This window comes from Arenibacter palladensis, assembly GCF_900129275.1.
Classification (GTDB): Bacteria; Bacteroidota; Bacteroidia; order Flavobacteriales; family Flavobacteriaceae; genus Arenibacter; species Arenibacter palladensis.
In genome coordinates this window covers 86,385-110,093 of sequence record NZ_FQUX01000004.1, presented here as the reverse complement: position 1 = coordinate 110,093, position 23,709 = coordinate 86,385, and the positions used below count along the sequence as shown (strand labels likewise).

The 23,709-nt window shown below is 40.0% G+C and carries 21 protein-coding genes; 14 read left to right on the top strand and 7 right to left on the bottom strand.

The annotated features are described in order from the left end of the window. A complete protein-coding gene (locus BUA60_RS12720) occupies positions 1 to 1,260 on the top strand; it encodes a serine hydrolase (RefSeq protein WP_072862229.1) in 1,260 nt (419 codons plus the stop codon). Here BUA60_RS12720 and BUA60_RS12715 read toward each other — a convergent pair. Both BUA60_RS12715 and BUA60_RS12710 read right to left on the bottom strand, forming a co-directional pair. Further along, complete coding sequence (locus tag BUA60_RS12715; RefSeq protein WP_245802547.1) at positions 1,250 to 4,105, bottom strand: Npt1/Npt2 family nucleotide transporter; 2,856 nt, start codon at positions 4,103 to 4,105, stop codon at positions 1,250 to 1,252. The two genes, BUA60_RS12720 and BUA60_RS12715, sit on opposite strands and share 11 nt — an antisense overlap. Before the next feature lie 126 nt (positions 4,106 to 4,231). Next, positions 4,232 to 5,176 (bottom strand): serine hydrolase, encoded by a 945-nt coding sequence (locus BUA60_RS12710; RefSeq protein ID WP_084532598.1) that lies wholly within the window; start codon positions 5,174 to 5,176, stop codon positions 4,232 to 4,234. A gap of 369 nt (positions 5,177 to 5,545) precedes the next feature. Between BUA60_RS12710 and udk the strand changes: the two genes are divergently transcribed. The 13 genes from udk (at position 5,546) to BUA60_RS12645 (ending at position 18,756) form a co-directional block, all read left to right on the top strand. Further along, complete coding sequence (udk, locus tag BUA60_RS12705) at positions 5,546 to 6,154, top strand: uridine kinase (protein ID WP_072862227.1); 609 nt, start codon at positions 5,546 to 5,548, stop codon at positions 6,152 to 6,154. A gap of 6 nt (positions 6,155 to 6,160) precedes the next feature. Next, a complete protein-coding gene (locus BUA60_RS12700; protein ID WP_072862225.1) occupies positions 6,161 to 6,493 on the top strand; it encodes an FtsB family cell division protein in 333 nt (110 codons plus the stop codon). After that, a complete protein-coding gene (locus BUA60_RS12695) occupies positions 6,483 to 7,868 on the top strand; it encodes a methylmalonyl-CoA mutase subunit beta (RefSeq protein WP_317043196.1) in 1,386 nt (461 codons plus the stop codon). Before BUA60_RS12700 ends, BUA60_RS12695 begins: the two co-directional genes overlap by 11 nt. Positions 7,869 to 7,946: 78 nt before the next feature. Further along, positions 7,947 to 10,121, top strand: coding sequence for a methylmalonyl-CoA mutase (scpA, locus tag BUA60_RS12690; protein WP_072862222.1), 2,175 nt, complete (start codon positions 7,947 to 7,949; stop codon positions 10,119 to 10,121). 354 nt (positions 10,122 to 10,475) lie between these two features. Beyond that, positions 10,476 to 11,249: a ParA family protein gene (locus BUA60_RS12685; protein ID WP_072862220.1), complete on the top strand. Its 774-nt coding sequence runs from the start codon at positions 10,476 to 10,478 to the stop codon at positions 11,247 to 11,249. Beyond that, positions 11,249 to 12,175 carry a ParB/RepB/Spo0J family partition protein gene (locus tag BUA60_RS12680; protein ID WP_072862218.1) on the top strand — a complete coding sequence of 309 codons (927 nt, stop codon included), beginning with the start codon at positions 11,249 to 11,251 and terminating at the stop codon, positions 12,173 to 12,175. Before BUA60_RS12685 ends, BUA60_RS12680 begins: the two co-directional genes overlap by 1 nt. Continuing rightward, positions 12,168 to 12,815, top strand: a complete 648-nt coding sequence (locus BUA60_RS12675) for a DUF5683 domain-containing protein (RefSeq protein WP_072862216.1) — start codon at positions 12,168 to 12,170, stop codon at positions 12,813 to 12,815. The genes BUA60_RS12680 and BUA60_RS12675 overlap by 8 nt, the downstream gene beginning before the upstream one ends. Positions 12,816 to 12,818: 3 nt before the next feature. After that, the gene (gene dapB, locus BUA60_RS12670; protein ID WP_072862214.1) at positions 12,819 to 13,520 is read left to right on the top strand and encodes a 4-hydroxy-tetrahydrodipicolinate reductase; all 702 of its coding nucleotides are present in this window, start codon (positions 12,819 to 12,821) and stop codon (positions 13,518 to 13,520) included. A gap of 84 nt (positions 13,521 to 13,604) precedes the next feature. After that, positions 13,605 to 15,335 carry a signal peptidase I gene (gene lepB / locus BUA60_RS12665; RefSeq protein WP_072862213.1) on the top strand — a complete coding sequence of 577 codons (1,731 nt, stop codon included), beginning with the start codon at positions 13,605 to 13,607 and terminating at the stop codon, positions 15,333 to 15,335. A gap of 104 nt (positions 15,336 to 15,439) precedes the next feature. Next, positions 15,440 to 16,072: a WbqC family protein gene (locus tag BUA60_RS12660; protein ID WP_072862211.1), complete on the top strand. Its 633-nt coding sequence runs from the start codon at positions 15,440 to 15,442 to the stop codon at positions 16,070 to 16,072. Then, positions 16,065 to 16,373 (top strand): DUF6122 family protein, encoded by a 309-nt coding sequence (locus BUA60_RS23295; RefSeq protein ID WP_072862209.1) that lies wholly within the window; start codon positions 16,065 to 16,067, stop codon positions 16,371 to 16,373. The genes BUA60_RS12660 and BUA60_RS23295 overlap by 8 nt, the downstream gene beginning before the upstream one ends. Positions 16,374 to 16,600: 227 nt before the next feature. Beyond that, positions 16,601 to 17,914, top strand: coding sequence for a Gfo/Idh/MocA family protein (locus tag BUA60_RS12650; protein WP_072862208.1), 1,314 nt, complete (start codon positions 16,601 to 16,603; stop codon positions 17,912 to 17,914). A 92-nt stretch (positions 17,915 to 18,006) separates the two neighbouring features. Further along, complete coding sequence (locus tag BUA60_RS12645; RefSeq protein WP_084532606.1) at positions 18,007 to 18,756, top strand: 3-keto-disaccharide hydrolase; 750 nt, start codon at positions 18,007 to 18,009, stop codon at positions 18,754 to 18,756. Positions 18,757 to 18,853: 97 nt separating this feature from the next. Here BUA60_RS12645 and BUA60_RS12640 read toward each other — a convergent pair whose 3' ends face one another. From BUA60_RS12640 to BUA60_RS12620, 5 genes are all read right to left on the bottom strand, one after another. Then, complete coding sequence (locus BUA60_RS12640; protein ID WP_245802546.1) at positions 18,854 to 19,807, bottom strand: endonuclease/exonuclease/phosphatase family protein; 954 nt, start codon at positions 19,805 to 19,807, stop codon at positions 18,854 to 18,856. A gap of 84 nt (positions 19,808 to 19,891) precedes the next feature. Next, positions 19,892 to 20,764 (bottom strand): rhomboid family intramembrane serine protease, encoded by an 873-nt coding sequence (locus BUA60_RS12635; RefSeq protein WP_072862204.1) that lies wholly within the window; start codon positions 20,762 to 20,764, stop codon positions 19,892 to 19,894. Next, positions 20,764 to 21,510, bottom strand: a complete 747-nt coding sequence (locus BUA60_RS12630; RefSeq protein ID WP_072862203.1) for a rhomboid family intramembrane serine protease — start codon at positions 21,508 to 21,510, stop codon at positions 20,764 to 20,766. The genes BUA60_RS12635 and BUA60_RS12630 overlap by 1 nt, the downstream gene beginning before the upstream one ends. Further along, positions 21,511 to 23,364: a DNA mismatch repair endonuclease MutL gene (gene mutL / locus BUA60_RS12625; RefSeq protein WP_072862201.1), complete on the bottom strand. Its 1,854-nt coding sequence runs from the start codon at positions 23,362 to 23,364 to the stop codon at positions 21,511 to 21,513. Next, positions 23,364 to 23,654 (bottom strand): riboflavin synthase subunit beta, encoded by a 291-nt coding sequence (locus BUA60_RS12620; RefSeq protein WP_072862199.1) that lies wholly within the window; start codon positions 23,652 to 23,654, stop codon positions 23,364 to 23,366. Before BUA60_RS12620 ends, mutL begins: the two co-directional genes overlap by 1 nt. Positions 23,655 to 23,709: the final 55 nt, after the last annotated feature.

Sequence of the window (23,709 nt, the reverse complement as noted above, 5' to 3'; positions counted from 1 at the left end):
ATGAAAAAGAATATTAAATATATTGTTTTATTAGTGATATGTTCGGCCTTTACCACCATGAGCTATTACCCCATTGATGGGTATTTGCATACTGGGATCAAACGGTTGAAGTATCTGGAGCTCGTTAAAAGTGGGGAGCTAAAATCTACCACTGTTATTCCTCCAGGGGCCCAAAAGTCCTACATGGACATTGAGCTTAACCTAATATCTAAAAAAGAGGACAGCACTGCCGCATTCCTTAGCGTGGATGAGCAATTCCAAAAAGACATCAATGCGCTCTTCAGGGGATTGGACAAGAGTTATTCCATCACCGTATTGGATATTTCGGATATTGACAGTGTTAGATATGCCAAGCGAAACGAAACTGCCGGATATCAACCGGGAAGTGTTGGTAAACTGGCCGTAATGGTAGCTTTGTTTACCCAATTACAAAAAATATATCCGGATTCCTTTGAAAAACGTTTGGACCTTTTACGTTCCAAATCCGTGAAATCGGGCGTTTGGGGATTGACAGATACGCACACTGTGCCCATTTTTAATTTGGAAACGAACAAACTTCTGAAAAGACAGGTAATAGCAAGTGATGTTTTTACCTTGTTTGAATGGGCAGATCATATGCTTTCCGTTAGCAATAACGGTGCGGCAAGCATTGTATGGAGGGAAGCCTTATTGATGGCCGCCTTCGGGGAGTCGTATCCAACCCTAACACAGGAAGAAGCGGATACCTACTTCACCACAACCCCAAAAAAGGAATTGACAGATTTGGCCAATGACGTGGTAAACCTACCTTTACGGGAACTAGGAATTACAAGTGACGAATGGCGTTTGGGAAGCTTTTTCACCTCGGGTCCCAACCGCTATGTAGGAGATAAAGGCGGAAGTATAGGGTCTCCCTTAGGGTTGATGAAATTCTTGATCCAGTTGGAACAGGGCAAGGTGGTAGACGAGGAATCCAGCTTGGAAATGAAACGCCTTATGTATATGACGGACCGAAGGATAAGGTACGCACAATCCCCTGCCCTGAAGCCTGCCGCGGTATATTTCAAATCCGGGAGTTTATATAAATGTGATAGAAGCACAGGAGAGGCCTGTGGAAAATATATGGGCAATGTTACCAATTTCATGAATTCTGTAGCCATTGTAGAACATCCGGACAATTGCAGGTATATGGTGGTACTTATGACCAACGTACTGCGAAAGAATTCAGCAACGGACCACATGACATTGGCCAGTAGCATCGACAAGATTATTAAGCGCTAATCCTTTTAAAACTACTCAAGATTTCGGCCGCCTTTTTTCTGGCCTTCCCGTTGGAATCCTCCAAAACCATTTCCAAAAGGGGTGTAAATTTGGGGTCTCTGGTTTTTTCAATCAAGTAAAGTACCGCCAGTTTCAACTTAATATCCTTACGTTTCAATAAGGCCAAATAACTTTCGGATTCACTAAGCACCTTTACGTTTAGATTTTTTAAATTTTCTTCGGAAATTACACCAACTTGTATAATGCTTTCGGCAACAGGAATCAATTCCTTTTTGAGTTGTATGTCCAGAATATTGTCCAAAAATTCAATGGCATGTATACGTTGTTCTTCCTGACCTTTAAGTATGGCATTTAAGATGGGATCCACATCCTGGGGCGGGTATTTTACCCCCAAAAATTGAAAAATTCGTTTCAATTGCCTGTCCAGCCTCAATTCCAATAAATGTATAAGGCCATTTCTGGCTTCATTTTCCTCCTTGGTCTCCAGTTTTTCCGGGTTCTTTTTATACTGTAGTACTATTTGGGTATGGATTACGGACAGGGTACTTTGGTACAGGTGACACTCGTCCAAGATCTTATCCACAATAAACTGATCCCTAATTTTAAGGTGGGGATATTTCCACTTAAGGTGTTTTAAGGCTTCAATAGCTTCAATTTTCACCGTATGTTCCATGTCATCGGTAAGTTTCATCAAGATATTGATGGCCTTTTGTGAATCGAACTTACCAATAACCATGACCACGTAGGCGCTATCGTCCGGATCAATGCTATCCGTTTTTAAACCCTCAAACAAAATATCAATGATGGGCTCCCCGTAAAAGTAGAGGGCCTCCATTGCCGATTTTCTGGTATCCTTACCAGATAATCTGGAAACGATTAGGTCTATAAACTGTTTGTCCAACGTTTTTGATGCCGCCAAGATAGCGGTATTAGCAATTGGAACATTATCGGAATATAGATGTGTCTTGATGACAGGGTAGAATCTTTCAACCTTGGCATTCCCTATGGTTTCAAGAATGGCCAGAATCTTATTCGTCCTTTCCAGCTCTATACTGGTTTGCTCTAATTGGGCAAGGGTATTTTCTATTCTTTGTTCCAAACCAAATCGATCCTGCATTACCCTATTATTTCGCAATTCCATAGACAGGCCGACCAAGGTGGCATTGGCAATGGTATTGTCCTCTACCGACAAATACTTGTCCAAAAGCTCCACAGGGTTTTGTTGATAGCGCTTCAATAAATACCGAAACGCAGAAGTGGTCACTTGTTGATCCTTATCATAGATCATGGGTTCCACAGCAGGACATAAATTTTCCGTATTCAAAAAATAAAGGTTTTCAATGGCCAAAGCCCTTACCTTGGCAGACGGATTGTTCAACAAGGCCTTAATCGCATAAAAGAAACGTTCATCCTTTACTTCCAATGTTTTATGCAACATATGCAATATCTGATTCTCGTTCCCGGTTTCAAACACCCGTATTACCGTTTCTATAATGGAGGTAACCTTTATTTCAGATTTGGCAGCCTTCTCTTTTCTTGCAGGATTATATTCCAACAAGCTCTTGAAAGAAATTATATACTCGTTCCTTAAATGATATATAAAGTACAACCAGATTAAAATTAGCCCTATAATAATGATACTAATGTAGGTAGATGAAATATCCAGACCATTAATAAAAAAGATCAGAATAAAGCCCGCCATCCCTGTAGCTATACTATCTACTACCACATCTGTAAATGTCTTGGTCTTCTTTTTAATCTCTATTGGAATGGGTATGGAAAGTAATTCCGTGGCTGCCTTGTTAACGGACTGCTTTAAACTTCCGTCCACAATTTTGATAAACACCACTACCCAAAGCTGCGGCACGATCAACAAAAGAAAAGACCCCAACAATATGCCCGAAGGCAACCAAAGCAGGGATTTACCTACACCAAAGGTTCCTACAATACGTTTGGTGAGGAACAACTGTATCAGTAGTGAAATAACGCTCAAGGTAGAAAACCAAAAGCCAAAGAAGGATGTTAATTCATCCTGATCCTTAATAAACCTGGAAGCATAATCACTGTACTGATAATCTACCAATTTGGCGACCAAAACACTTATTCCGATGACTACCGCAATTAAGCTAAGTAATTTGGATTGCTTGATAAGCCTAAAAGGGGACTCTGCCTTCGGATTGGAACGGCTGGAAACTTGAAAAGGGTTGAGTTTCAGTACTTCGTTTTTCCAGATATAACGGGTAATGGGCAAACAGCACATTAAAAGGGTACCAGCTACAAACAACAGGTCTTCGGTGTTAAGAATATTGGTCAACAAAGAGGTTAAATACCCCCCAAATATTCCTCCGCCAATAGCACCGGCGCCAATAAACCCAAATACACGCTTGGCTTCCCTAACATTATAGACCAGATTTGCCATTACCCAAAACTGGGAAGCGGTCAACAATCCAAAAATAGCCACCCAAACATATGGTATGTACAATGCAAATCCATAGCCGAGATCGAAATTTAAGGCCACTCCAAATATTACCAATGAAATAACGGACCCGATCAAGGTGCGATCCACAATAATATTCAAAGGATACTTTTCCAAGGCCCTGTCGTAAAAAAACGAGCCCAACACCGCCATTATAGCAGTTAAAACATAGCCCAACGGAAGTGCATCCGAAGAAAGTTCAGAAAGAAATAGTGAATTTATAGTAGGTTTTACTATCAATAAAACCGTAATAATGAGGAAAATATTTAATTGAAGTAGAAGTGTTTTGGTCAGTTCCTCCTCTTTTAAATCAAACGCCTTTAGAATATAGGTTTGAAACGTTTTAATAAATGAAATAAGGTAGTTCAATTTTCATGCGTTTTAGTAATATCCAACAGCACTCCTATCCAAAACCAATCCATAGAAGATCAGGGCCAAAATTAATTCATTGGCAAACATTATACGAATAAACAAAAGGAAATATACTAAAGGAACCTAGTTAACGGCAAAATGTATACGCTCTGCCTTCAACACCTTTTCTACAGGCCTCACCAAGTCCCTAATAATTTGCTCACCTCCAGCATCATCTATCAAAGCGACCAAAATATAACGGCGATTGGGATTATTTCCCCAAACCAAAATAGAATCGGAATGAAAGGTTCTCCAAGAGCCGGACTTTCTATACAATCTGGCATCGGGAGCAATATTGTCCAAGGTATTCACAAATTTATGATGTAATTCAGGGTCTCCCATAATATCCAACATTTGTTTGGACCTGCCCTTATTCACCAATTTTCCATTGGCCAATAGATAATAATACCTACATACTTGGTTTACTGTGGCAGCATGGGACAAATTCTTTAAGGGTTCCCTATTGGTATCCCCACCACTTCCGTATCTTTTACCAACCCATAATCCACCGCCCCGACTTTCGTCATAGAACATATATTTTGGATCGGTCATAACGGACTGTATTTTATCATAACCCAAACGATCTATCATTCGGGTAGTTGCTTCGTTGTTGGATTTGCTAATCATAGATCGCATATCCTTCTTTATTTCCGGAGTTTCCTTTAATTCCCCTTTTTCTATAGCATCCATGGAGGATAATAGCACCGCTATTTTTGGTAAACTGGCGGCATACATCATATAATCCCCATTTATACTGGCATATTTTGCATTTTCGGGATTGGACAGGTCCACTATTCCAACAGCCATCTTGTTGTTGTTCATTAATGACTTCCAGTTGGGATTGGACATGAGCTCCTTTTCCAAGCTTTTCTGTAAGTCGCTATTTACCAAACTGGGAAGTGGCTTTACTTTAGAATCGTCTATATTTATGGGCAAATCTTTTTGAGAGTATGCCAAACCACAGCAAAAAATGACACCCAACATTACCACTAGGCGTGCTTTGAATTGAAATTGAGTTCTACCCGTCATAAATGAATAATAAAATACTGTTTAAAAAGAAAAATAATACGAATCACTATAAAAAAGAACTACCCATAAAACGATCAAATATATTCCATATTTGTGTTGGATATCTGTTAATTTTTAAACTTCAATAAAAAAATTACACCTAAAGAATATAACGCTAATTTTATCATAATCTGATTTTTAACTGTTAAATTAATTACAGAATGGGAAAAATTAAATTCAATAGGCCGTCGAATAAACATAGATATCACCAACCCTTCTTGTACTTACGTTGAAGGCGGATAAAAAGTTTACGCTTATATGGGCAAGGCATCTAATTTAATCATTACGGTTTGCTTGCAAATTGTTATTTTTGGAACAAATTAGAAATACATGTTGGTTATTGGGATTGCCGGTGGAACAGGTTGTGGAAAAACTACGGTTGTAAATCAAATTATTAATGAATTGCCGTATGAGGAAGTAGGGGTTATTTCCCAAGATTCCTATTATTGCGATCTTTCCCATTTAACCTATGAAGAGCGTACACAGGTTAATTTTGACCATCCCCGTGCCATAGATTTTGAATTGTTGGGAAACCATCTACAGGATTTAAAGAGAGGTGTTCCAATTCATCAACCCGTTTACTCTTTTGTTAAACACAACCGTACCAACGATACCATTCTAACCCATCCAAGAAAGGTGATGATCGTAGAGGGTATCCTCATCATGACAAATCCCCAGATCAGGGAAATGTTCGACATTAAGATCTTTGTACATGCAGATTCGGACGAACGATTGATAAGGCGTTTAAAAAGGGACATCACCGAACGTGGAAGGGATTTGGACGAAGTTTTAACGCGTTATCAAAATACGCTAAAGCCTATGCACAATCAGTTTATTGAACCCACAAAGGAATATGCGGACATTATAATTCCGAACAATAAGTACAATACTGTAGCGATCGACATTGTAAGGACCATAATCAATGAAAAGTTAAGTTAGTCACCAATGGGAATAAAAGGGATAAGAAAGAAAAAATGGTTTGGGATGGTTACCAATATGTATGTACTGGTACTGACGGTTTTTGTAGTCTGGATGGTTTTTTTTGACACCAACTCCCTTCTCATACATTGGGAGCTTAAAAAACAAATAAACAATCTGGAAAAGCAGAAAGAATTTCTGCATGAAGAGATAGCCAAGGATAAAAAAATTATAGAAAAGCTATCGGACCCTGAAGAGTTGGAAAAATTTGCCAGGGAACAATACTATCTAAAAAAGAAAAATGAGGAAATTTATTTAATTGAATATGAGGATAGTGTAAAAACCAAGGATGATGAGTAAATCCGAACTCTTTAGCGATTTTCACGAGATTTCTTCCAAAGCTTGGAAGCAAAAGATCCAGTATGAATTGCAGGGTGAGGATTACAACAAGAAATTGGTATGGGAATCTCCCGAAGGCATTAAGGTAAAACCCTTTTACAACTCCGAAGACCTAAAGTCGCTTGAGCTATCCGAATTACCAAAAGGAAATGGTTGGAACATAGCACAAGGCATATACGCCGGGAACGCCAAAATGGCCAACAAAAAAGCCTTGGATGCCATTACCAGGGGGGCTGAAAGTATTTATTTTACCATTCCTTCCCCAGAAATAAATATTACTGAACTGCTTGATGAAATTGACCTCGGTAAAACATATATCCATTTCAATCTTCAATTTCTATCTTTTGCCTTTGTAAAATCGCTTTTGGCAGCCACGGAAAACCATCATAAAAAAATCTTTACCAACATTGATATTATTGGGCATCTGGCCAGAAATGGAAACTGGCACTACAAGCTGGATCAGGACCACAAAATACTTGGGGAAATTCTAAATTTAAATCACGACCAAACCTTGGGGGTTGATGTGGCGCTTTATGGAAATGCAGGAGCTAATATGGTGCAGCAATTGGCCTATGCCCTGTCACATGCCAATGAATATTTGAACCACTTAAATGACCACCATAAAGACAAGCTAAAAAGCGCAGTGATAACCTTTAAGGTCCCTGTTGGAAGCAACTATTTCTTTGAAATAGCCAAGTTGAGGTCCCTACGTATTTTGTTCGCAACCTTAGCCAATGAATATGGGGCTTTGGAGTATTGTCATATTATGGCTACCCCCACTTTGAGAAATAAAACCTTGTACGATTACAACACCAATATGCTTCGCACGGCAACGGAATGTATGTCGGCCATTCTTGGGGAAGCAGACACGGTGTTAAACACACCCTATGACGCCATATACCATAAGGACAATGAATTTGGGGAGCGAATGGCCAGAAATCAACTTTTGATCCTAAAAAATGAAAGTTATTTTGACAAGGTGAACAATGCGGCCGATGGGGCCTATTATATTGAAACAATAACCCATCAACTCTCATCCAAAGCATTGGAATTATTTAAACAAATTGAAGCAGGTGGTGGATTTCTTGTCCAATTAAAGGAACATCTCATTCAGAAAAAAATAAAGGAAAGCGCCACCAAAGAACAGGAAAGTTTTAACAGGCGCGATAAAATCCTCGTAGGTACCAATAAATATGCCTCCAGATTGGATAAAATGAAGGATGAACTGGAATTATACCCCTTTGTAAAAACCAATACCCGCAAAACCTTGATAGAACCAATATTAGAAAAAAGATTGTCCGAAGAATGGGAACAGGAGCGATTAAAAACGGAATAAAAGCTTCCCGCTACCGTTTTCAAAAAGCAATATTAATTCCAAACGAATAGGTAAAGATTAGGACAAGACGAACAAAACATGGCAAGAAAAAATCTTCAACACATTCAACTGAAGTCCGTTCCGGAAAAGAGCATTCCGGATCAGGATTCCGTTGTGCCATACGAGACCGCGGAAGGAATACTCCTGAAAAAAAATTATACCAAGGAAGATGCCGAGGATTTGGAACATTTAAATTTCGCTGCTGGTATACCGCCATTTCTTCGTGGCCCCTATTCCACTATGTACGTTACCAGACCTTGGACTATAAGGCAGTATGCGGGATTCTCTACAGCAGAGGAAAGCAACGCATTTTATAGAAGAAATCTCAAGGCGGGACAAAAAGGGCTATCAGTAGCTTTTGATCTACCAACCCATAGAGGATATGACAGCGATCATCCCCGGGTGGTGGGCGATGTTGGCAAAGCTGGTGTAGCCATTGATTCTGTAGAGGATATGAAAATTCTGTTCCAGGATATTCCTTTGGATGAGATGTCGGTTTCCATGACCATGAACGGAGCAGTGTTGCCCATAATGGCATTCTATATCGTTGCAGCGGAGGAACAAGGTGTTTTACCAAAAAATCTCTCCGGAACCATACAGAACGATATTCTTAAGGAATTTATGGTAAGGAACACCTACATCTACCCTCCTGCCCCATCCATGCAGATCGTTGCCGATATTTTTAAATATTCCAGCAAGTTTATGCCCCAATTCAATAGCATAAGCATATCCGGCTATCACATGCACGAAGCCGGTGCCACTGCCGATATTGAATTGGCCTATACCTTGGCCGATGGACTGGAATATATAAGAACAGGCTTAAAAGCCGGATTGAATATTGATGATTTTGCTCCAAGATTATCCTTTTTTTGGGGCATTGGAATGAATCATTTTATGGAAATTGCCAAAATGAGGGCCGGCAGAATGCTCTGGGCCAAATTGGTAAAGCAATTTAACCCAAAAAATGAGAAGTCGCTTACCCTACGGACCCATTGCCAAACCAGCGGATGGAGCCTAACCGAACAGGATCCTTTCAACAATATCACCAGAACGACCATAGAGGCGGCCGCAGCAGTTTTTGGCGGCACACAAAGCTTACATACCAATGCCTTGGATGAGGCCATAGCCCTGCCAACGGATTTTTCTGCGCGTATTGCCAGAAACACCCAATTATATTTACAAAAGGAGACCGAAATCACAAAAACCGTAGACCCTTGGGCCGGCAGTTATTATGTGGAAAAGTTGACTGAGGAAATTGTGCAAAAGGCATGGGTTCTGATAAATGAAGTGGAAGAATTGGGGGATATGACCAAGGCCATCGATGCTGGAATTCCAAAATTGAGGATAGAGGAGGCTGCCGCTAAAAAACAAGCCCGTATAGATAGTGGCAGGGATATCATTGTTGGAATTAATAAATACCAGTCCAAAACAGATGATGACCTTCAAATACTGGAAGTGGACAATGCCGAGGTCAGAAAACAGCAATTGGCACGTTTAGAAATGGTCAAGGCCAATAGAAATGAACAAGAAGTACAACAATCACTTTTGGCACTTACCAAAGTTGCAAAAGAAAGAATGCATCCCAATTCCTCCAAAACTGCCAACCCAAATGCCATAGAAGAAGAAAATTTCTTAGCTTTAGCTATTAAGGCTGCCAGGGCAAGAGCTACGTTGGGCGAGATCAGCTCAGCGTTGGAAAATGCCTTCGGGAGACATAGGGCAATTATAAATTCGATTACCGGGGTGTATTCAAAGGAAATAAAAGGAGATGACAGTTTTGGCGTAGCCAGGCAAATGGCCGACAGTTTTGCCGAACAGGAAGGTCGTAGACCTAGAATAATGATTGCCAAAATGGGGCAGGACGGTCACGATCGTGGTGCTAAAGTTGTGGCTACGGGCTATGCCGATCTGGGTTTTGACGTAGATATTGGCCCCCTCTTCCAAACCCCTGCCGAAGCGGCAAAACAAGCCGTTGAAAACGACGTCCATGTCCTGGGGATCTCCTCCCTAGCAGGAGGACATAAGACTTTGGTACCTCAGGTACTGCAGGAATTAAAAGCTTATGGGCGAGACGATATTATGGTTATTGTGGGCGGGGTTATACCTAAGCAGGACTATAATTTTTTATACGAAGCAGGAGCAGCAGCTATATTTGGGCCCGGCACAAAAATAAGCGATACGGCCATCGAAATTTTGAAAATCCTAAGCTCATAATGTCCGTGGTTCCTAAACGGACATATTAGTTTAAAACTTCATATTGCATCTTAAATCACAATTTGGAAATGAGCCCAAGGGCTATGGCACTTAACCAATTAGCCCTACTTTTTGGGACTTGCCGCTACAGCTTTCCTACATGGCGGCCGAAGCTTTTCATAATGTGGTTCCATTAATAAGTTGTGTATAAGTGATTCGCAAAAAAATAATAAACCTCTAATAGGCTGAGAACAAATCCCATACAACTTTAACGTACTTTAACGCTAAAGACTATAGTTATTCACCCAGTGTTAACAAAATACATTTTATAACAACTTAAATAATCGTATTTTTACCCCCTAACTTACTATGATAATGGGCAAAATAATTGCTATTGCTAATCAAAAGGGTGGTGTAGGAAAAACTACTACTTCGGTAAATTTAGCCGCCTCTTTGGGTGTATTGGAAAAAAAAGTATTACTAATAGATGCTGACCCCCAAGCTAATGCAACTTCCGGACTAGGTTTGGATGTAGACAGTATTGAATTGGGAACCTACCAACTATTGGAACATACCAAAACCGCCGAAGAAACCATCATTAAGACCTCCTCCCCAAATGTAGATCTTATCCCGGCACACATTGATCTTGTAGCCATCGAAATCGAATTGGTAGACAAGGACGATAGGGAATATATGATGAAGAACGCCATTCGTGGCCTTAAGGACAAATACGACTATATCCTTATAGATTGTGCACCTTCCCTTGGACTTTTAACATTAAATGCCCTTACTGCGGCAGATTCTGTTATGATACCCATTCAATGCGAATATTTTGCATTGGAAGGATTGGGCAAATTATTGAACACCATAAAAAGTGTCCAAAAAATACACAATCCCGAATTGGATATTGAAGGAATGGTGCTTACCATGTACGATTCCAGGCTAAGACTATCCAACCAAGTAGTGGAAGAGGTAAAAAAACACTTTTCCGAAATGGTGTTCGACACCATCATTCAAAGAAATGTAAGGTTGAGCGAAGCCCCCAGTTATGGTGAAAGCATTATTAAATATGATGCCAGTAGTAAAGGAGCTGCCAATTATTTAAATTTGGCGAATGAAGTAGTTGTGAAAAACAAGGAGACAGCATAATGGCGAAAGCGATAAAAAAACAAGCGTTGGGCCGCGGATTATCGGCCCTATTAAAAGACCCGGAAAACGATATTCAGTCGGCCACAGACAAGAATGCCGATAAAGTTGTGGGCAATATTGTGGAATTGGATATGGATTCCATAGATGTGAATCCATTTCAGCCCCGTTCCAATTTTAATGATGAAGCATTGCAGGAATTGGCCTCTTCCATCAAAGAATTGGGAGTAATACAGCCAATAACCGTAAGAAAGCTAGATTTTAACAAATATCAATTAGTTTCAGGAGAACGCAGGTACAGGGCATCCAAATTAATTGGCCTGGAGACCATACCAGCCTATATCCGTATTGCAAACGACCAGGAATCCCTGGAAATGGCACTGGTTGAAAATATTCAACGGCAAGATTTAGATCCCATTGAAATTGCCCTATCCTACCAAAGGTTGATCGATGAGATTCAATTGACGCAGGAAAAAATGAGCGAACGGGTAGGCAAAAAGCGCTCAACCATTACCAACTATTTGCGTTTACTGCGATTGGACCCCATTATACAAACCGGTATACGTGACGGTTTTGTAAGCATGGGCCACGGAAGGGCATTGGTAAATGTGGAAAAAAAACAGGACCAGATTGCACTTTACGAAAAAATTGTAGGCGAAAATCTTTCGGTAAGGGATACGGAAAAAGCGGTAAAGGATTATCAGGAAGGCAACACTAATGGAGCTCCGGTTGCGGTCCCATCAGGAAAAGAGCCAAAGAAAGCAGCTATAAATCCGGATTTTATCAGTAAAAATCTTGGCGCCTTCTCAGAATATTTATCCGTAAAAGTAGATATTAAAGCCTCAGAAAAAGGTAAAGGAAAAATTACCATCCCCTTTCACTCCAAGGAAGAATTCAATCGATTAAAAAAATTGATTACGGGTGAGTAAATATCTTGTATCACTGGCTATATATTTTCTTGTTATCACCTTTGGACTAGCGCAGGAGGAAGAAAAGAATACCCAAGCATCAGATTCCATAAAAACCACTCTTAACAAGGAGGGAGTTAAAGTGGTGGACACCCTAAAAGTGAAAAAAAAAGCCATCAACCCCTTGGCTCCCAGTAAGTCAGCCTTTTATTCTGCGGTATTTCCCGGCCTTGGACAAATATACAATAAACGTTATTGGAAGGTTCCCATAGTCTATGCCATTATAGGCGGTGGAATATATGGCTACATCTATAATGACGACCTCTATGACCGTTTTAGAACCGCCTACAAACGAAGATTGGCCGGTTTTACCGATGATGAATTTTATGATCTGGGCACACCCAATGCCCCAGGGGCAGATCCTGACTTTTCTGATTCTGCCTTGGAAAGCGCACAGGAAAGATATCAAGAGGACAGGGATTTATGGCTTTTAGTCACCATAGGAATGTACGCCCTGAATATTGTGGATGCCAATGTGGATTCGCATTTAAAGCAATTTAACGTGGATGATGACCTTAGTATGGATTTTAAACCATTTTTGGACATGGACGCTATTACCGCCAAACCAGTTTATGGTATGGCATTAACCATTAAGTTTTAATTTATGAATATTGCCTTGTTCGGATATGGTAAAATGGGTAAAATGATTGAAAAGATCGCCCTAAAAAGAAACCATAATATTGTAGCTAAAATTGATTTGGACGCTACGGATATAAATTTTTCCGAAATTGATGTTGCCATCGATTTTAGTATGCCCAACGCTGCTTATGGAAACATTAAGAACTGTTTGGAACACAATGTTCCCATAATTTCCGGAACAACCGGATGGCTTCAGGATTACCAAAAGGCAGTAGCCTTGTGCAAAAAAAATAACGGAGCCTTCATTTACGCTTCCAACTTTAGTTTGGGCGTCAACCTTTTTTTTGAGCTGAATTCCTATTTGGCAAAATTAATGGCCCCTCAAGATCAATACGGCGTTGTCATGGAAGAAATACACCACACCCAAAAATTGGATGCCCCTAGCGGAACCGCCATTACTTTGGCCGAAGGTGTAATTGACAATACCAATTATACAAAATGGAAATTGGATAGTGCCGGGGACAGGGAAATCCCTATCACAGCCAAGCGAATTGGCGATACCCCAGGGACCCATACCGTTACTTATGAAAGCGAAGTGGACAGCATTGAAATTAAACATACCGCCCATAACAGGGAAGGTTTTGCGCTGGGGGCAGTGATTGCGGCGGAGTGGATCGTTGGAAAATCAGGCGTTTTCACCATGAAAGACGTGTTAAACCTTAGTTAAACAACGTAACAAAGTACAATATAAAATGACTTAAGGTTTGATAGGCTCTTTTAAACCATTAATCCTTAAATAACAATTACCGATATGAACGGCACACAGTGGATTATTTTTATTTTAATTATTCAGGTGATTCATTTTTTAGGCACCTGGAAATTATATGTAAAAGCAGGACGTAAAGCTTGGGAAGCGGCAATCCCTGTTTATAATGCCATTATTCTAATGCAGATTATCAATAGGCCTAAATGGTGGGTTATCCTGCTTTTTATTCCAATCATTAATTTGTTGATGTTTCCTGTGGTCTGGGTAGAAACCCTAAGAAGTTTTGGAAAAAACAGTTTACTGGATACCTGGTTGGCCTTATTGACCCTTGGACTATATATCTACTACGTAAACTATTTTGAGGACGTAAAATACATTGAAAACAGGGACATCCATCCCAAAACTGCTCTCGGAGAATGGGTCAGTTCCATTGTATTTGCCATTGTGGCCGCTACTTTGGTCCACACTTATTTAATTCAACCCTTTGTTATCCCTACCAGTTCCTTGGAAAAAACCCTGTTGGTGGGCGATTTCCTTTTCGTAAGTAAATTTCATTACGGGGCAAGGATACCAATGACCACCGTGGCAGCCCCCATGGTACACGATACCCTGCCGATATTTAAAACTAGATCCTATATTGCGGATGTGGACCCTGCCACTTATAAAACTTCCATATGGAATAAATTACAACTGCCATACTTAAGACTTCCCGGGTTTAAAAAGGTAAAAAGAAACGATATTGTGGTATTTAGTTGGCCCGCAGATACCGTTTACCAGTTCTTTAAAAAACAGCAAGGGGTGCGCAAACCCATCGACAAAAAATCCAACTATGTAAAACGTTGTGTGGGGGTACCGGGAGATTCCTTGACCATTAAAGATGGCTATGTATATATTAATGGCGAAAAAACCGTTCTACCTTATAGGGCAAAGCCAGAATTTCTTCATACCGTTACCGTAGACGGACAATTTTCCAATGCGGCTATAGAACTTTTGGGAAGGGAGAACCTTTCGGGGAATGTAATACGTGTTCCCAACAGCTCCCTCCAACAGGAACGCGCTACCGAAGTAATACAGGCCATGAATCTGGAACAAATAAAATCCGATTCGTCCTACACCTATTACGCAGGCAATGTGGGCAACCAAAAGGTAAAGGACTATTTAAAGTCCGAGGACATGAAGAATATGGCACTCTTTAATCTAACCGAAGAGGAAGCCAAAAATTATACTGGTAAGGATGGAATTACCTCTATCAACAAATTTTCCTATACAAATGCCGATACTTCCGTATTTCCACAAAATCCAGCATATGCAGGCACTGTAGACAATATGGGCACGATCTACATTCCAGAAAAAGGGAATACGGTTCCCCTTAACGTTGATATACTTCCCATTTATGAAAAGATCATTAAGGAATATGAAGGAAATGACATTAAGGTAAACGGAAATCAAATCCTCATTAATGGCGAAGTTTCCAATACCTACACTTTTGAACAGAATTACTATTGGATGATGGGCGATAACAGACATAGATCCGAAGACAGTAGATTCTGGGGTTATGTTCCTGAAGACCATATAGTGGGGACGCCCATTTTTATATGGATGAGCATTGATGGCATCAACGAAGGCATAAGTAATTGGAAGGTAAGATGGGACAGGGTATTTACCACTGTAAACGGAGATGGCGAGCCTACCTCCTACTTTAAGTATTTCTTGATCTTGTTGGCCGCCTGGTTCATATTTGATTTCTTTAGGAAAAAGAAAAAAGTGGATGCTTAAAAAGTAATTCATCAATAATTAAATGTGCCAATTGTTCCATAAGAACTTTTCATATACCCCATTGATACATTAAGCAATTTTTACATTGATCAATTCTAGGAACCATGACTCTTTTGCTTCATCCAGGTTATTTTCCCAATATCGCCAATTTTGCCGCTATTGTCCAAAATGACATTTGTTGGGAAGTAATGGACAATTTTCAAAAACAGACCTATCGCAATAGGTGCTATATCTGCACGGATCTAGGAAAGCACATGCTCAATATTCCCATAAAACATGTTGGGAACAGAAAGGGAAAACAACGTTATAGTGATATGAAAATTGACAATGATTACCCTTGGCAAAGACAACATTGGCGAACCTTGGAAACTGCTTATAGAACCTCTCCCTTCTTTGAATTCTATGAAGATGACATTGCACCATTGTACCACAATAACTTCCATTCCTTAATGGATTTTAATTTGAAAACTATCGAGACCGTATGTGAATGTCTGCAAATTAAAATGCCCCAGGACAGGACTGAAGTCTTTGAGGTTGATGTTACCGACAAAATTGATGGAAGGATATTAATAAATTCCAAAGCAAATTTTCAATTTCAACAGCCGGAGTATGTACAGGTATTCGAGGACAGAAACGATTTTATTCCCAATCTAAGTATTTTAGACCTTTTGTTCAATGAAGGCACCAACACCTTGAACTATCTAAAAAACTTAAACATAAACCTAACAAATGCTTAGGTTTTGTATGCATTATGGCATTCATTTTATTCTTCCAATTATTATTGGTCTAGTTTTTTTTAAAGAACACCGACTAAAAATAATCTTGATCCTCTTGGCAGGAATTATTTTGGATTTGGATCATCTATGGGCAGATCCTATTTTTGACCCAAATCGTTGTAGCATAAACTTTCATCCCTTACATAAATATTGGGCCATAGGCGGCTATTTCCTATTGCTATTTTTTACAAAAACCAGAATTTTCGGAATCGCCTTTCTAATACACATCTTGGCAGACACGGTAGACTGTTATTTAATGTAAAGTTGTTTCTGCCCATTTACCCTCCCATTCCCGGTATTTTACGTTAAACAAGACACCTATACCATTTATCGCTAATTAACTCTAGGACCATCCTTATATTAGCTTTTCAATAACATCCAACTGGTCATTTAAAAAATCTAGGGAAAGTCCTTTTTAAGGACTTAAAAAAATTATTGCTATTTTGTGTATTATATTTATTAACGGTAAATCTAATTGACAACTATAAAATGAAAGACCATACATCTAATCATTCACCTACCCCAGGAAGAAGGGATTTTATAAAAAAGTCGGGTATAGCTATTATTGGTGGGTCGCTGACCTATCCTGCTATTTCCTTTGGTGCAACACCTGCATATAAGGACTCCCCCCTAAAGGTGGGCCTTATAGGTTGTGGAGGACGGGGCACCGGGGCTGCCGCCCAAGCCCTGGAAGCCGATCCCAATGTAATCCTATATGCCATGGGCGATGTTTTTGAAGATAGACTGGAGGAAGCATATTCCGCGCTTTTAAAGATCGCCGGCGACAAAATAAAGGTAGAAAACAAAAACAAGTTCATTGGTTTCGATGCCTATCTAAAGGTAATTGAATCTGGTGTGGATGTAGTCTTATTAACGACACCTCCGGCTTTTAGGCCAGACCATCTTACCGCTGCAGTAAATGCCGGAAAGCATGTTTTCTGTGAAAAACCAGTGGCAGTAGATGCTCCCGGAGTGCACAAAGTGCTGGCTGCAGCAAAAATAGCCAAAGAAAAAAACCTCTCCTTGGTATCTGGATTCTGTTTTAGGTATGACTATCCCAATAGGGCCATATATGGTCGTGTTTTGGATGGAGCCGTTGGAGATATCAGAACCGTTACCACTTTCCGTCATGGAGGGGAAGCTTGGTACAAGGAACGCCAACCAGATTGGACCGATATGACCTACAATATGCGCAACTGGTATTATTACAATTGGTTGTCTGGCGATTTTGTTGTGGAACAGGCCGTTCACAGTTTGGATATGATGTCGTGGGTAATGGGAGACAAAATGCCCATAAGTGCCACTGGCACCGGTGGCCGACAGGTTAGGGTAGACAAAAAATACGGCAATATATTCGATCACTTTGCCGTGGAGTTTGAATACGAAAACGGTGCTAAAGGGTATCATTTTACTAGGCAACAAAGCGATACTTCGCACAAAAATAGTGTTGAAGTTTTTGGCAGTGAGGGAAGTGCCATAGTACATATTGGTCGTAGATATGAAATAACGGGAAAGAACAAATGGACCTATGAAGGTGAAAGAAACAATATGTTCCAGACAGAGCATGATGAACTTTTTGCTTCCATCAGAAATGGAAACCCGATCAACAATGGCGAATGGATGGCCACTAGTACCATGTTGGCCATATGGGCGCGCATGGTTGGCTATACCGGTCAAACCATAAGTTGGGAACAGGCCTTTAATTCCCAAGAAAGCCTAGGTCCCAAAGTGGATGAATATCATTGGGATTTAAAATGGCCCACACAACCTGTAGCAGTTCCCGGTAAGACCAAATTTATATAATTTACACAGACCTAATCAAGATGCTACAACCCATCAAATTAGCATCTTAAGTCATGGACATACATCCATTCATAACCCATACACGCGTACAAATGAAGATATTTACAAACCTTTTTCTGTTATGTTCCTTGGGAACATGTCTTAATACCCTGGCCCAGAGCAAACCATTAAGCTTTGGTACCGAAATTACTTTGGAACAATTGGCCAACAACGATAAGGGCAAGGAGAAACCCATTAAATGGATCAATGTAAATACAGATCCGGAAACATGGCGAAAAGAAAAGGATATCCTAGTTTGCTCTGGTCTTCCCATAGGCGTTATGCGCTCCGAAAAACAATTTGAGAACTTTATTATGCTAGTAGAGTGGCGCCATATGGAAGCAGGCGGTAATTCGGGGGTATTTGTATGGAGCGATGCCATACCGGGCGAAAAAGATCGCTTACCTGGAGGCGTGGAAGTACAAATGCTGGAACTGGATTGGGTAAACCAAAATATTCGTGATGGTGTAAAGCCCCCAATAGCATACGTGCACGGCGAACTTTTTGGGGTGGGCGGGGTAAATACCCTCCCGGACAACCCTAGGGGTACTAGAAGTAAATCCATTGAAAATAGGGCACTCGGCAAGGGAGAATGGAACAGTTACAAAGTGGTATGTGTGGATGGAACCATAAAACTCTCTGTAAATGGAAAATTTGTCAATGGCATAAGCAAGTCATCCATCAAAAAAGGATACTTATGCCTAGAGTCTGAAGGTGCAGAAATCCAGTTTAAAAATTTTAAAATAATAGAATTACCTCCTGGGGTTACCTCTGAGGCACAAACTGCCAAGAAAGTATTTTAATGGGTTATTGATTGACGTCCGGATCAATGGCAAGCCCCAATACCAGAAAGGAAACTTAGGGTTAAAATGTTGGGAATCACCTTATTCAAAAAACAAACTAATTGGAGTCCATTTTAATCGATGCCATTACCGGGAAATGATCCGATAATTTTATGTCGAAATTTTTATGGGCCGTAATTTCAAAAGCTTCATCGGCCAAAATAAAATCTATTCTAACCGGATAATATCTAAAATTAAAGGTCCGGCCATAACCTGTTCCCTGCTCGGTAAAGGAATCATTCATATCCCCTTTGATCACTTTATATACATTGGAAAATTGGGTATTGTTAAAATCTCCACATACAATTTTCCTTAAGGGCGTGTCTTCCATATGTTTCTCTACCAATTGCGCCTGCTCTCCCTGTTTAGCAAAGGATTTGCTCAATCTTTTCAACAACCTGCCCTTGGGCTCATTTGATAATCGACTTACGCTGGGAGAGACTCTATGCGACTCCAGATGAAGGTTATACAGCCTAAAGGTGTCCTTATTGACAACGATATCGGCAAAAATGGCATTATTTCCACTATCGGGAAAATCCAAAGATCCACTGTTGATTATATCGAATTTAGAATAAATGGCTTGAATGGATCTCCTTTCACTTGATTTATAACCCGTAATATATTTAAAGGGATACATCTTCTTAAGCTGCCTATCCTTGATTCGGCTAAACTCCTGAATACACAATATATCAGGGTCTTCCGAGGAAATAAAATCCATGATACGCCCTTCGGCCGAAGGATCATTGAGCAAATCGTACTTATTGAACCCCCTAACATTGTAGCTCATAATACTCAGATCCTTTTCCTTGATCTCCTCTTCGGCCAATTGAAACCTGAAAAAATTCCCCAAACTGAAATAACCAAGTACCAATACAAAGGCGGATAGCAATAATTGTCTCTTTCTTTTAGACAGCCAGTAGGTCAAAAAAAGTAAATTGAAAAGTACCAGAACAGGTACCATAAGGCTAAGAATGGAAAAATAAGCAAAATGTGTCACTGAAATTTGTGGCACAAAACAAGAAATAAACAATAGAAGTGCAAAGATCGCATTTATGAAAAATAGAAATTTATCAATAAAATTAAGGTTCTTCACGCTCTATTCTTTTCCCGCCTTAAATAAAAAATCCTTTTCAGCCTTGGAAAGGCTTTCATAACCAGACTTGCTAATCTTATCCAAAATGGCGTCTATTTTACGCTGCCGACTTTCTTTATCATAATTCTCCGTACTTGCACTTCCACGGTTCTCTTTCCTATAAACCGTTTTTAGGGGCGCTTTTCGTTCACTACGCTTAAACAAATTGGCAATGGCGTCCAATAACTTCGCAAAACCACTACCAATATCGTTGCCATTAATAAGCTGGCGTGCATAAAAATATCCTAATCCGGCACCCCCCAAATGGGCCAAACGGCCTCCTACATTACCACCCATTGATATTTGAATAAGATCCAATAGCACTACAAAGACCCCAATATGCCAAAGTTTTACATTAAAAAATATAATCCGCACCTCCTGATTGGGTAAATAGGAACAAACAAATATCAATACTGCCGTAACCCCCGCCGAGGCACCGATCAAGGATGTATTTATGCCTAATAGGGCAGGGAATATATTATAGCTCAATAAGAATATCATCCCACCAAGAATTACCCCTAAAAAATACACATTGAGAAACCTGCGATTATCAAAAAGGTTCAAAAAAATCCTTCCTGCAAAATACAGCATAAACATGTTCCAAAAGATATGGCCGAACCCGGAATGGAAAAAGGAGTAAGTAACAATAGACCATGGCTGGGTAAGAAAATGAAAAAAGTCCTTTGGTAGTTCAAACCAACCAATAATACTGCCTCCTGAAATACCAAACAATATCTTTAGCAGGCCACTTAGAATAAATATCGCTACATTAATGACTATAAGCCTTTCCGCAATATTTAATCTATTGTAATAATATCTTATGTTCTGATTGCCCATTATCTGTCCCAGCGATTGTTGTTAAACTGATTTTTTTTCCAATACCACATCATAATGAACCCGAACAGCGCCCCGCCCACATGGGCAAAATGCGCTATTCCATTACCAAAAATTGAATAGCCCGTTACCCCTGAGAACAGATCAAGTCCAATTAGTACCGGGATAAAGTACTTGGCCTTTACGGGCACTGGAATAAACATTAAGAAAAGTTCACTGTTGGGGTAAGACATGCCAAAGGCCACCAAAACACCGTATATGGCACCGGAGGCACCTACTGCAGGAGTATTAAAGGCACCCAAAAAATTATCTATGGTACTCTTGGAGGCCACATCGTACCAGCTGGGACTGTATTTGCCGCCAGTAATAATTTCCATTATCTGTTCTCTTGGAATTCCAGCATTTATCAATGCATCCATCCCCTGATTAAAGTAATAGTAATTTACGCCTGTATGGATCAGGGCGGCCCCAATTCCGGCCGAGAAATAAAAGAAGAAAAATTTATTTCTTCCCCACATGCGTTCCAGCGGGGAACCAAAGGCCCATAACGCATACATATTGAACAAAATATGCATAAACCCACCATGCATAAACATATGGGATATAACCTGCCAAAATCCAAAATTTTCATTTTTCGGAAACCAAAGGGAAAACCATTGGTACATTTGATCGCCATATAATTGAGTTGCCACAAAAAACAACACATTTATAATTATCAAATGCTTTACTGCGTCCGTAATCCTACCCATTTATATAAATTTTTTATCAATATCGTCCTCGGTAATGGTGACGTATATTGGCTTATTAAAAGGACTTACCCCAGATTCCTTACAGGCAAACAGATCGTTTACCAAGGCCAATTGGGAATCACTGTCCAATATCTCCCCTGTTTTAACCGATAAGGATTTGGCCAAGGTTTTTGCCAGTATATCGGTCTGCGAAAAGCCATCGACCACAAAATCCTGCTGATAATCCGATATCAATTGATCTAGTATAATACCTACCTCACTTTCGGGGACGGACAAGGGTACCCCTGTAACCGTCACCTCTTCTTCACTGATATTATCAAAAACAAAACCTACCGTGGTTAAGCTATCTTGGATTTCCTCGATAATAGCACAATCGGATTTGGAAAATGTCAAAGATAAGGGAAATAACAATTGTTGGCTAACTGCCTCCTTGATGGTGATGTTCTTCAAAAACTTTTCGTAGAGCACCCGTTGATGGGCCCTACTTTGATCTATGACCACCATACCGGATTTTATCGTGGTCACAACGTATTTCCTCCTTAATTGAAAAGTGGTGGTACCGGTGTCTATAAGCTCTTTTTTATTCTCAAAAATAGAACCTGTAATAGTATCGGATTCAAAGCTTACACTACTAAACCCTGAATTCTTCCCTAAATTGGATTCCATACCTACATAGAGGCTATCCCAACTTTTTGTATTCTGCTTATGATAGTTCGGCCTCGGTGCGTTTCCGCTTCCTGAGCTTTCCTTAAAAGGATTAAAACTGGAATCTACGTTAATTCTGGGCAATTCTGCCGTTTTATCCTTGTAGTTATATGGAGTTTCCAGATTTTGGTCCTGCTCAAAATCCAAGGACGGGATTACATTGAATTGTCCCAAACTATGTTTCACGGTAGACCTTAAGATGGCATAAAGGGTATGCTCGTCATCAAATTTAATTTCCGTTTTAGTGGGATGGATATTGATATCGATAGAACCAGGGTCCACAGTTAAATATAGGAAATAACCTGGATGGTTTTCCTTTTTTATAAGTCCATCAAAAGCTCCCAAAATAGCGTGATGCAGGTAAGGGCTTTTTATAAACCTGTTGTTTACAAAAAAGAATTGCTCTCCCCTACTCTTCTTGGCATATTCCGGCTTACTTATATAGCCGCTAATCTGTACTACTTGGGTATCCTCGTTTACCGGAACCAACTTTTCGTTGGTCTTGGCACCAAAAATATTCACTATTCGCTGTCTACTGTTGGAAGTAGGCAGGTTGAACAATTCACTACCGTTGTTATAAAAATGGAAATTGATCGATGAATGGGCCAGGGCCACTCTATGAAATTCATCCATAATATGACGAAGTTCCACATTGTTGGATTTTAGGAAATTTCGTCTGGCAGGAATATTAAAAAACAAATTCTTCACCATCATGGATGTCCCCTTTGGGGCCACGGTCACTTCTTGCGATATAATCTTACTGCCCTCAATCTTTATATGCGTGGCCACCTCATCCTCAGCTGTCCTTGTTTGCATTTCCACATGGGCAATAGCAGCAATGGAGGCCAAGGCCTCTCCCCTAAAACCTTTGGTATTCAACTGAAACAAATCCTCCGCCTTTTGAATCTTGGATGTTGCGTGCCGCTCAAAACTTAGTCGGGCATCGGTAACGCTCATTCCCACACCATCATCAATTACCTGAATAAGTGTCTTTCCACCGTCCTTTACCACTAATTTTATGGTAGAAGCTCCAGCATCGATAGCATTTTCCATAAGCTCCTTCACTACCGAGGCAGGACGTTGAACTACTTCCCCTGCGGCAATTTGATTGGCAACATGGTCTGGCAAAAGCTTTATAATATCTGCCATTATCGAGTTGTAAAGATAGATAGATCGAAATCTATGATGTAAAGAAAAATAAGAATCAGGATGGCAATTATTATAAGGGTTCTAATTTTTTGATTTCGGCTTCCGGATCGTTTTAAATCGTCCATAGCCCTACCGAACTTGCCTTTAAGCCCGCTACGACCATCCATAGTAGGTCTGAATTTGTCCAGTTTATGTTCTATTTTGTACGGACTACCCTCACCTTTATCATCGTAATAACGAGGTGTATAATTGAACTTTTTATTTTTACGTAATTTCGAAAACTTTCCCATAATGCTTATTGTTTCAAAGTTACTCAAAAACAAAAAACATGCCTTAAATCCCTTG

Bases quoted from the DNA above. Each gene is read 5' to 3' on its own strand.
- BUA60_RS12720 (WP_072862229.1), top strand. From the start codon at position 1: ATGAAAAAGAATATTAAATATATTGTTTTATTAGTGATATGTTCGGCC.
- BUA60_RS12710 (WP_084532598.1), bottom strand. From the start codon at position 5,176: ATGACGGGTAGAACTCAATTTCAATTCAAAGCACGCCTAGTGGTAATG.
- udk (WP_072862227.1), top strand. From the start codon at position 5,546: ATGTTGGTTATTGGGATTGCCGGTGGAACAGGTTGTGGAAAAACTACG.
- BUA60_RS12700 (WP_072862225.1), top strand. From the start codon at position 6,161: ATGGGAATAAAAGGGATAAGAAAGAAAAAATGGTTTGGGATGGTTACC.
- BUA60_RS12695 (WP_317043196.1), top strand. From the start codon at position 6,483: ATGATGAGTAAATCCGAACTCTTTAGCGATTTTCACGAGATTTCTTCC.
- scpA (WP_072862222.1), top strand. From the start codon at position 7,947: ATGGCAAGAAAAAATCTTCAACACATTCAACTGAAGTCCGTTCCGGAA.
- BUA60_RS12685 (WP_072862220.1), top strand. From the start codon at position 10,476: ATGGGCAAAATAATTGCTATTGCTAATCAAAAGGGTGGTGTAGGAAAA.
- BUA60_RS12680 (WP_072862218.1), top strand. From the start codon at position 11,249: ATGGCGAAAGCGATAAAAAAACAAGCGTTGGGCCGCGGATTATCGGCC.
- dapB (WP_072862214.1), top strand. From the start codon at position 12,819: ATGAATATTGCCTTGTTCGGATATGGTAAAATGGGTAAAATGATTGAA.
- lepB (WP_072862213.1), top strand. From the start codon at position 13,605: ATGAACGGCACACAGTGGATTATTTTTATTTTAATTATTCAGGTGATT.
- BUA60_RS12660 (WP_072862211.1), top strand. From the start codon at position 15,440: ATGACTCTTTTGCTTCATCCAGGTTATTTTCCCAATATCGCCAATTTT.
- BUA60_RS23295 (WP_072862209.1), top strand. From the start codon at position 16,065: ATGCTTAGGTTTTGTATGCATTATGGCATTCATTTTATTCTTCCAATT.
- BUA60_RS12650 (WP_072862208.1), top strand. From the start codon at position 16,601: ATGAAAGACCATACATCTAATCATTCACCTACCCCAGGAAGAAGGGAT.
- BUA60_RS12645 (WP_084532606.1), top strand. From the start codon at position 18,007: ATGAAGATATTTACAAACCTTTTTCTGTTATGTTCCTTGGGAACATGT.
- BUA60_RS12635 (WP_072862204.1), bottom strand. From the start codon at position 20,764: ATGGGCAATCAGAACATAAGATATTATTACAATAGATTAAATATTGCG.
- BUA60_RS12630 (WP_072862203.1), bottom strand. From the start codon at position 21,510: ATGGGTAGGATTACGGACGCAGTAAAGCATTTGATAATTATAAATGTG.
- mutL (WP_072862201.1), bottom strand. From the start codon at position 23,364: ATGGCAGATATTATAAAGCTTTTGCCAGACCATGTTGCCAATCAAATT.
- BUA60_RS12620 (WP_072862199.1), bottom strand. From the start codon at position 23,654: ATGGGAAAGTTTTCGAAATTACGTAAAAATAAAAAGTTCAATTATACA.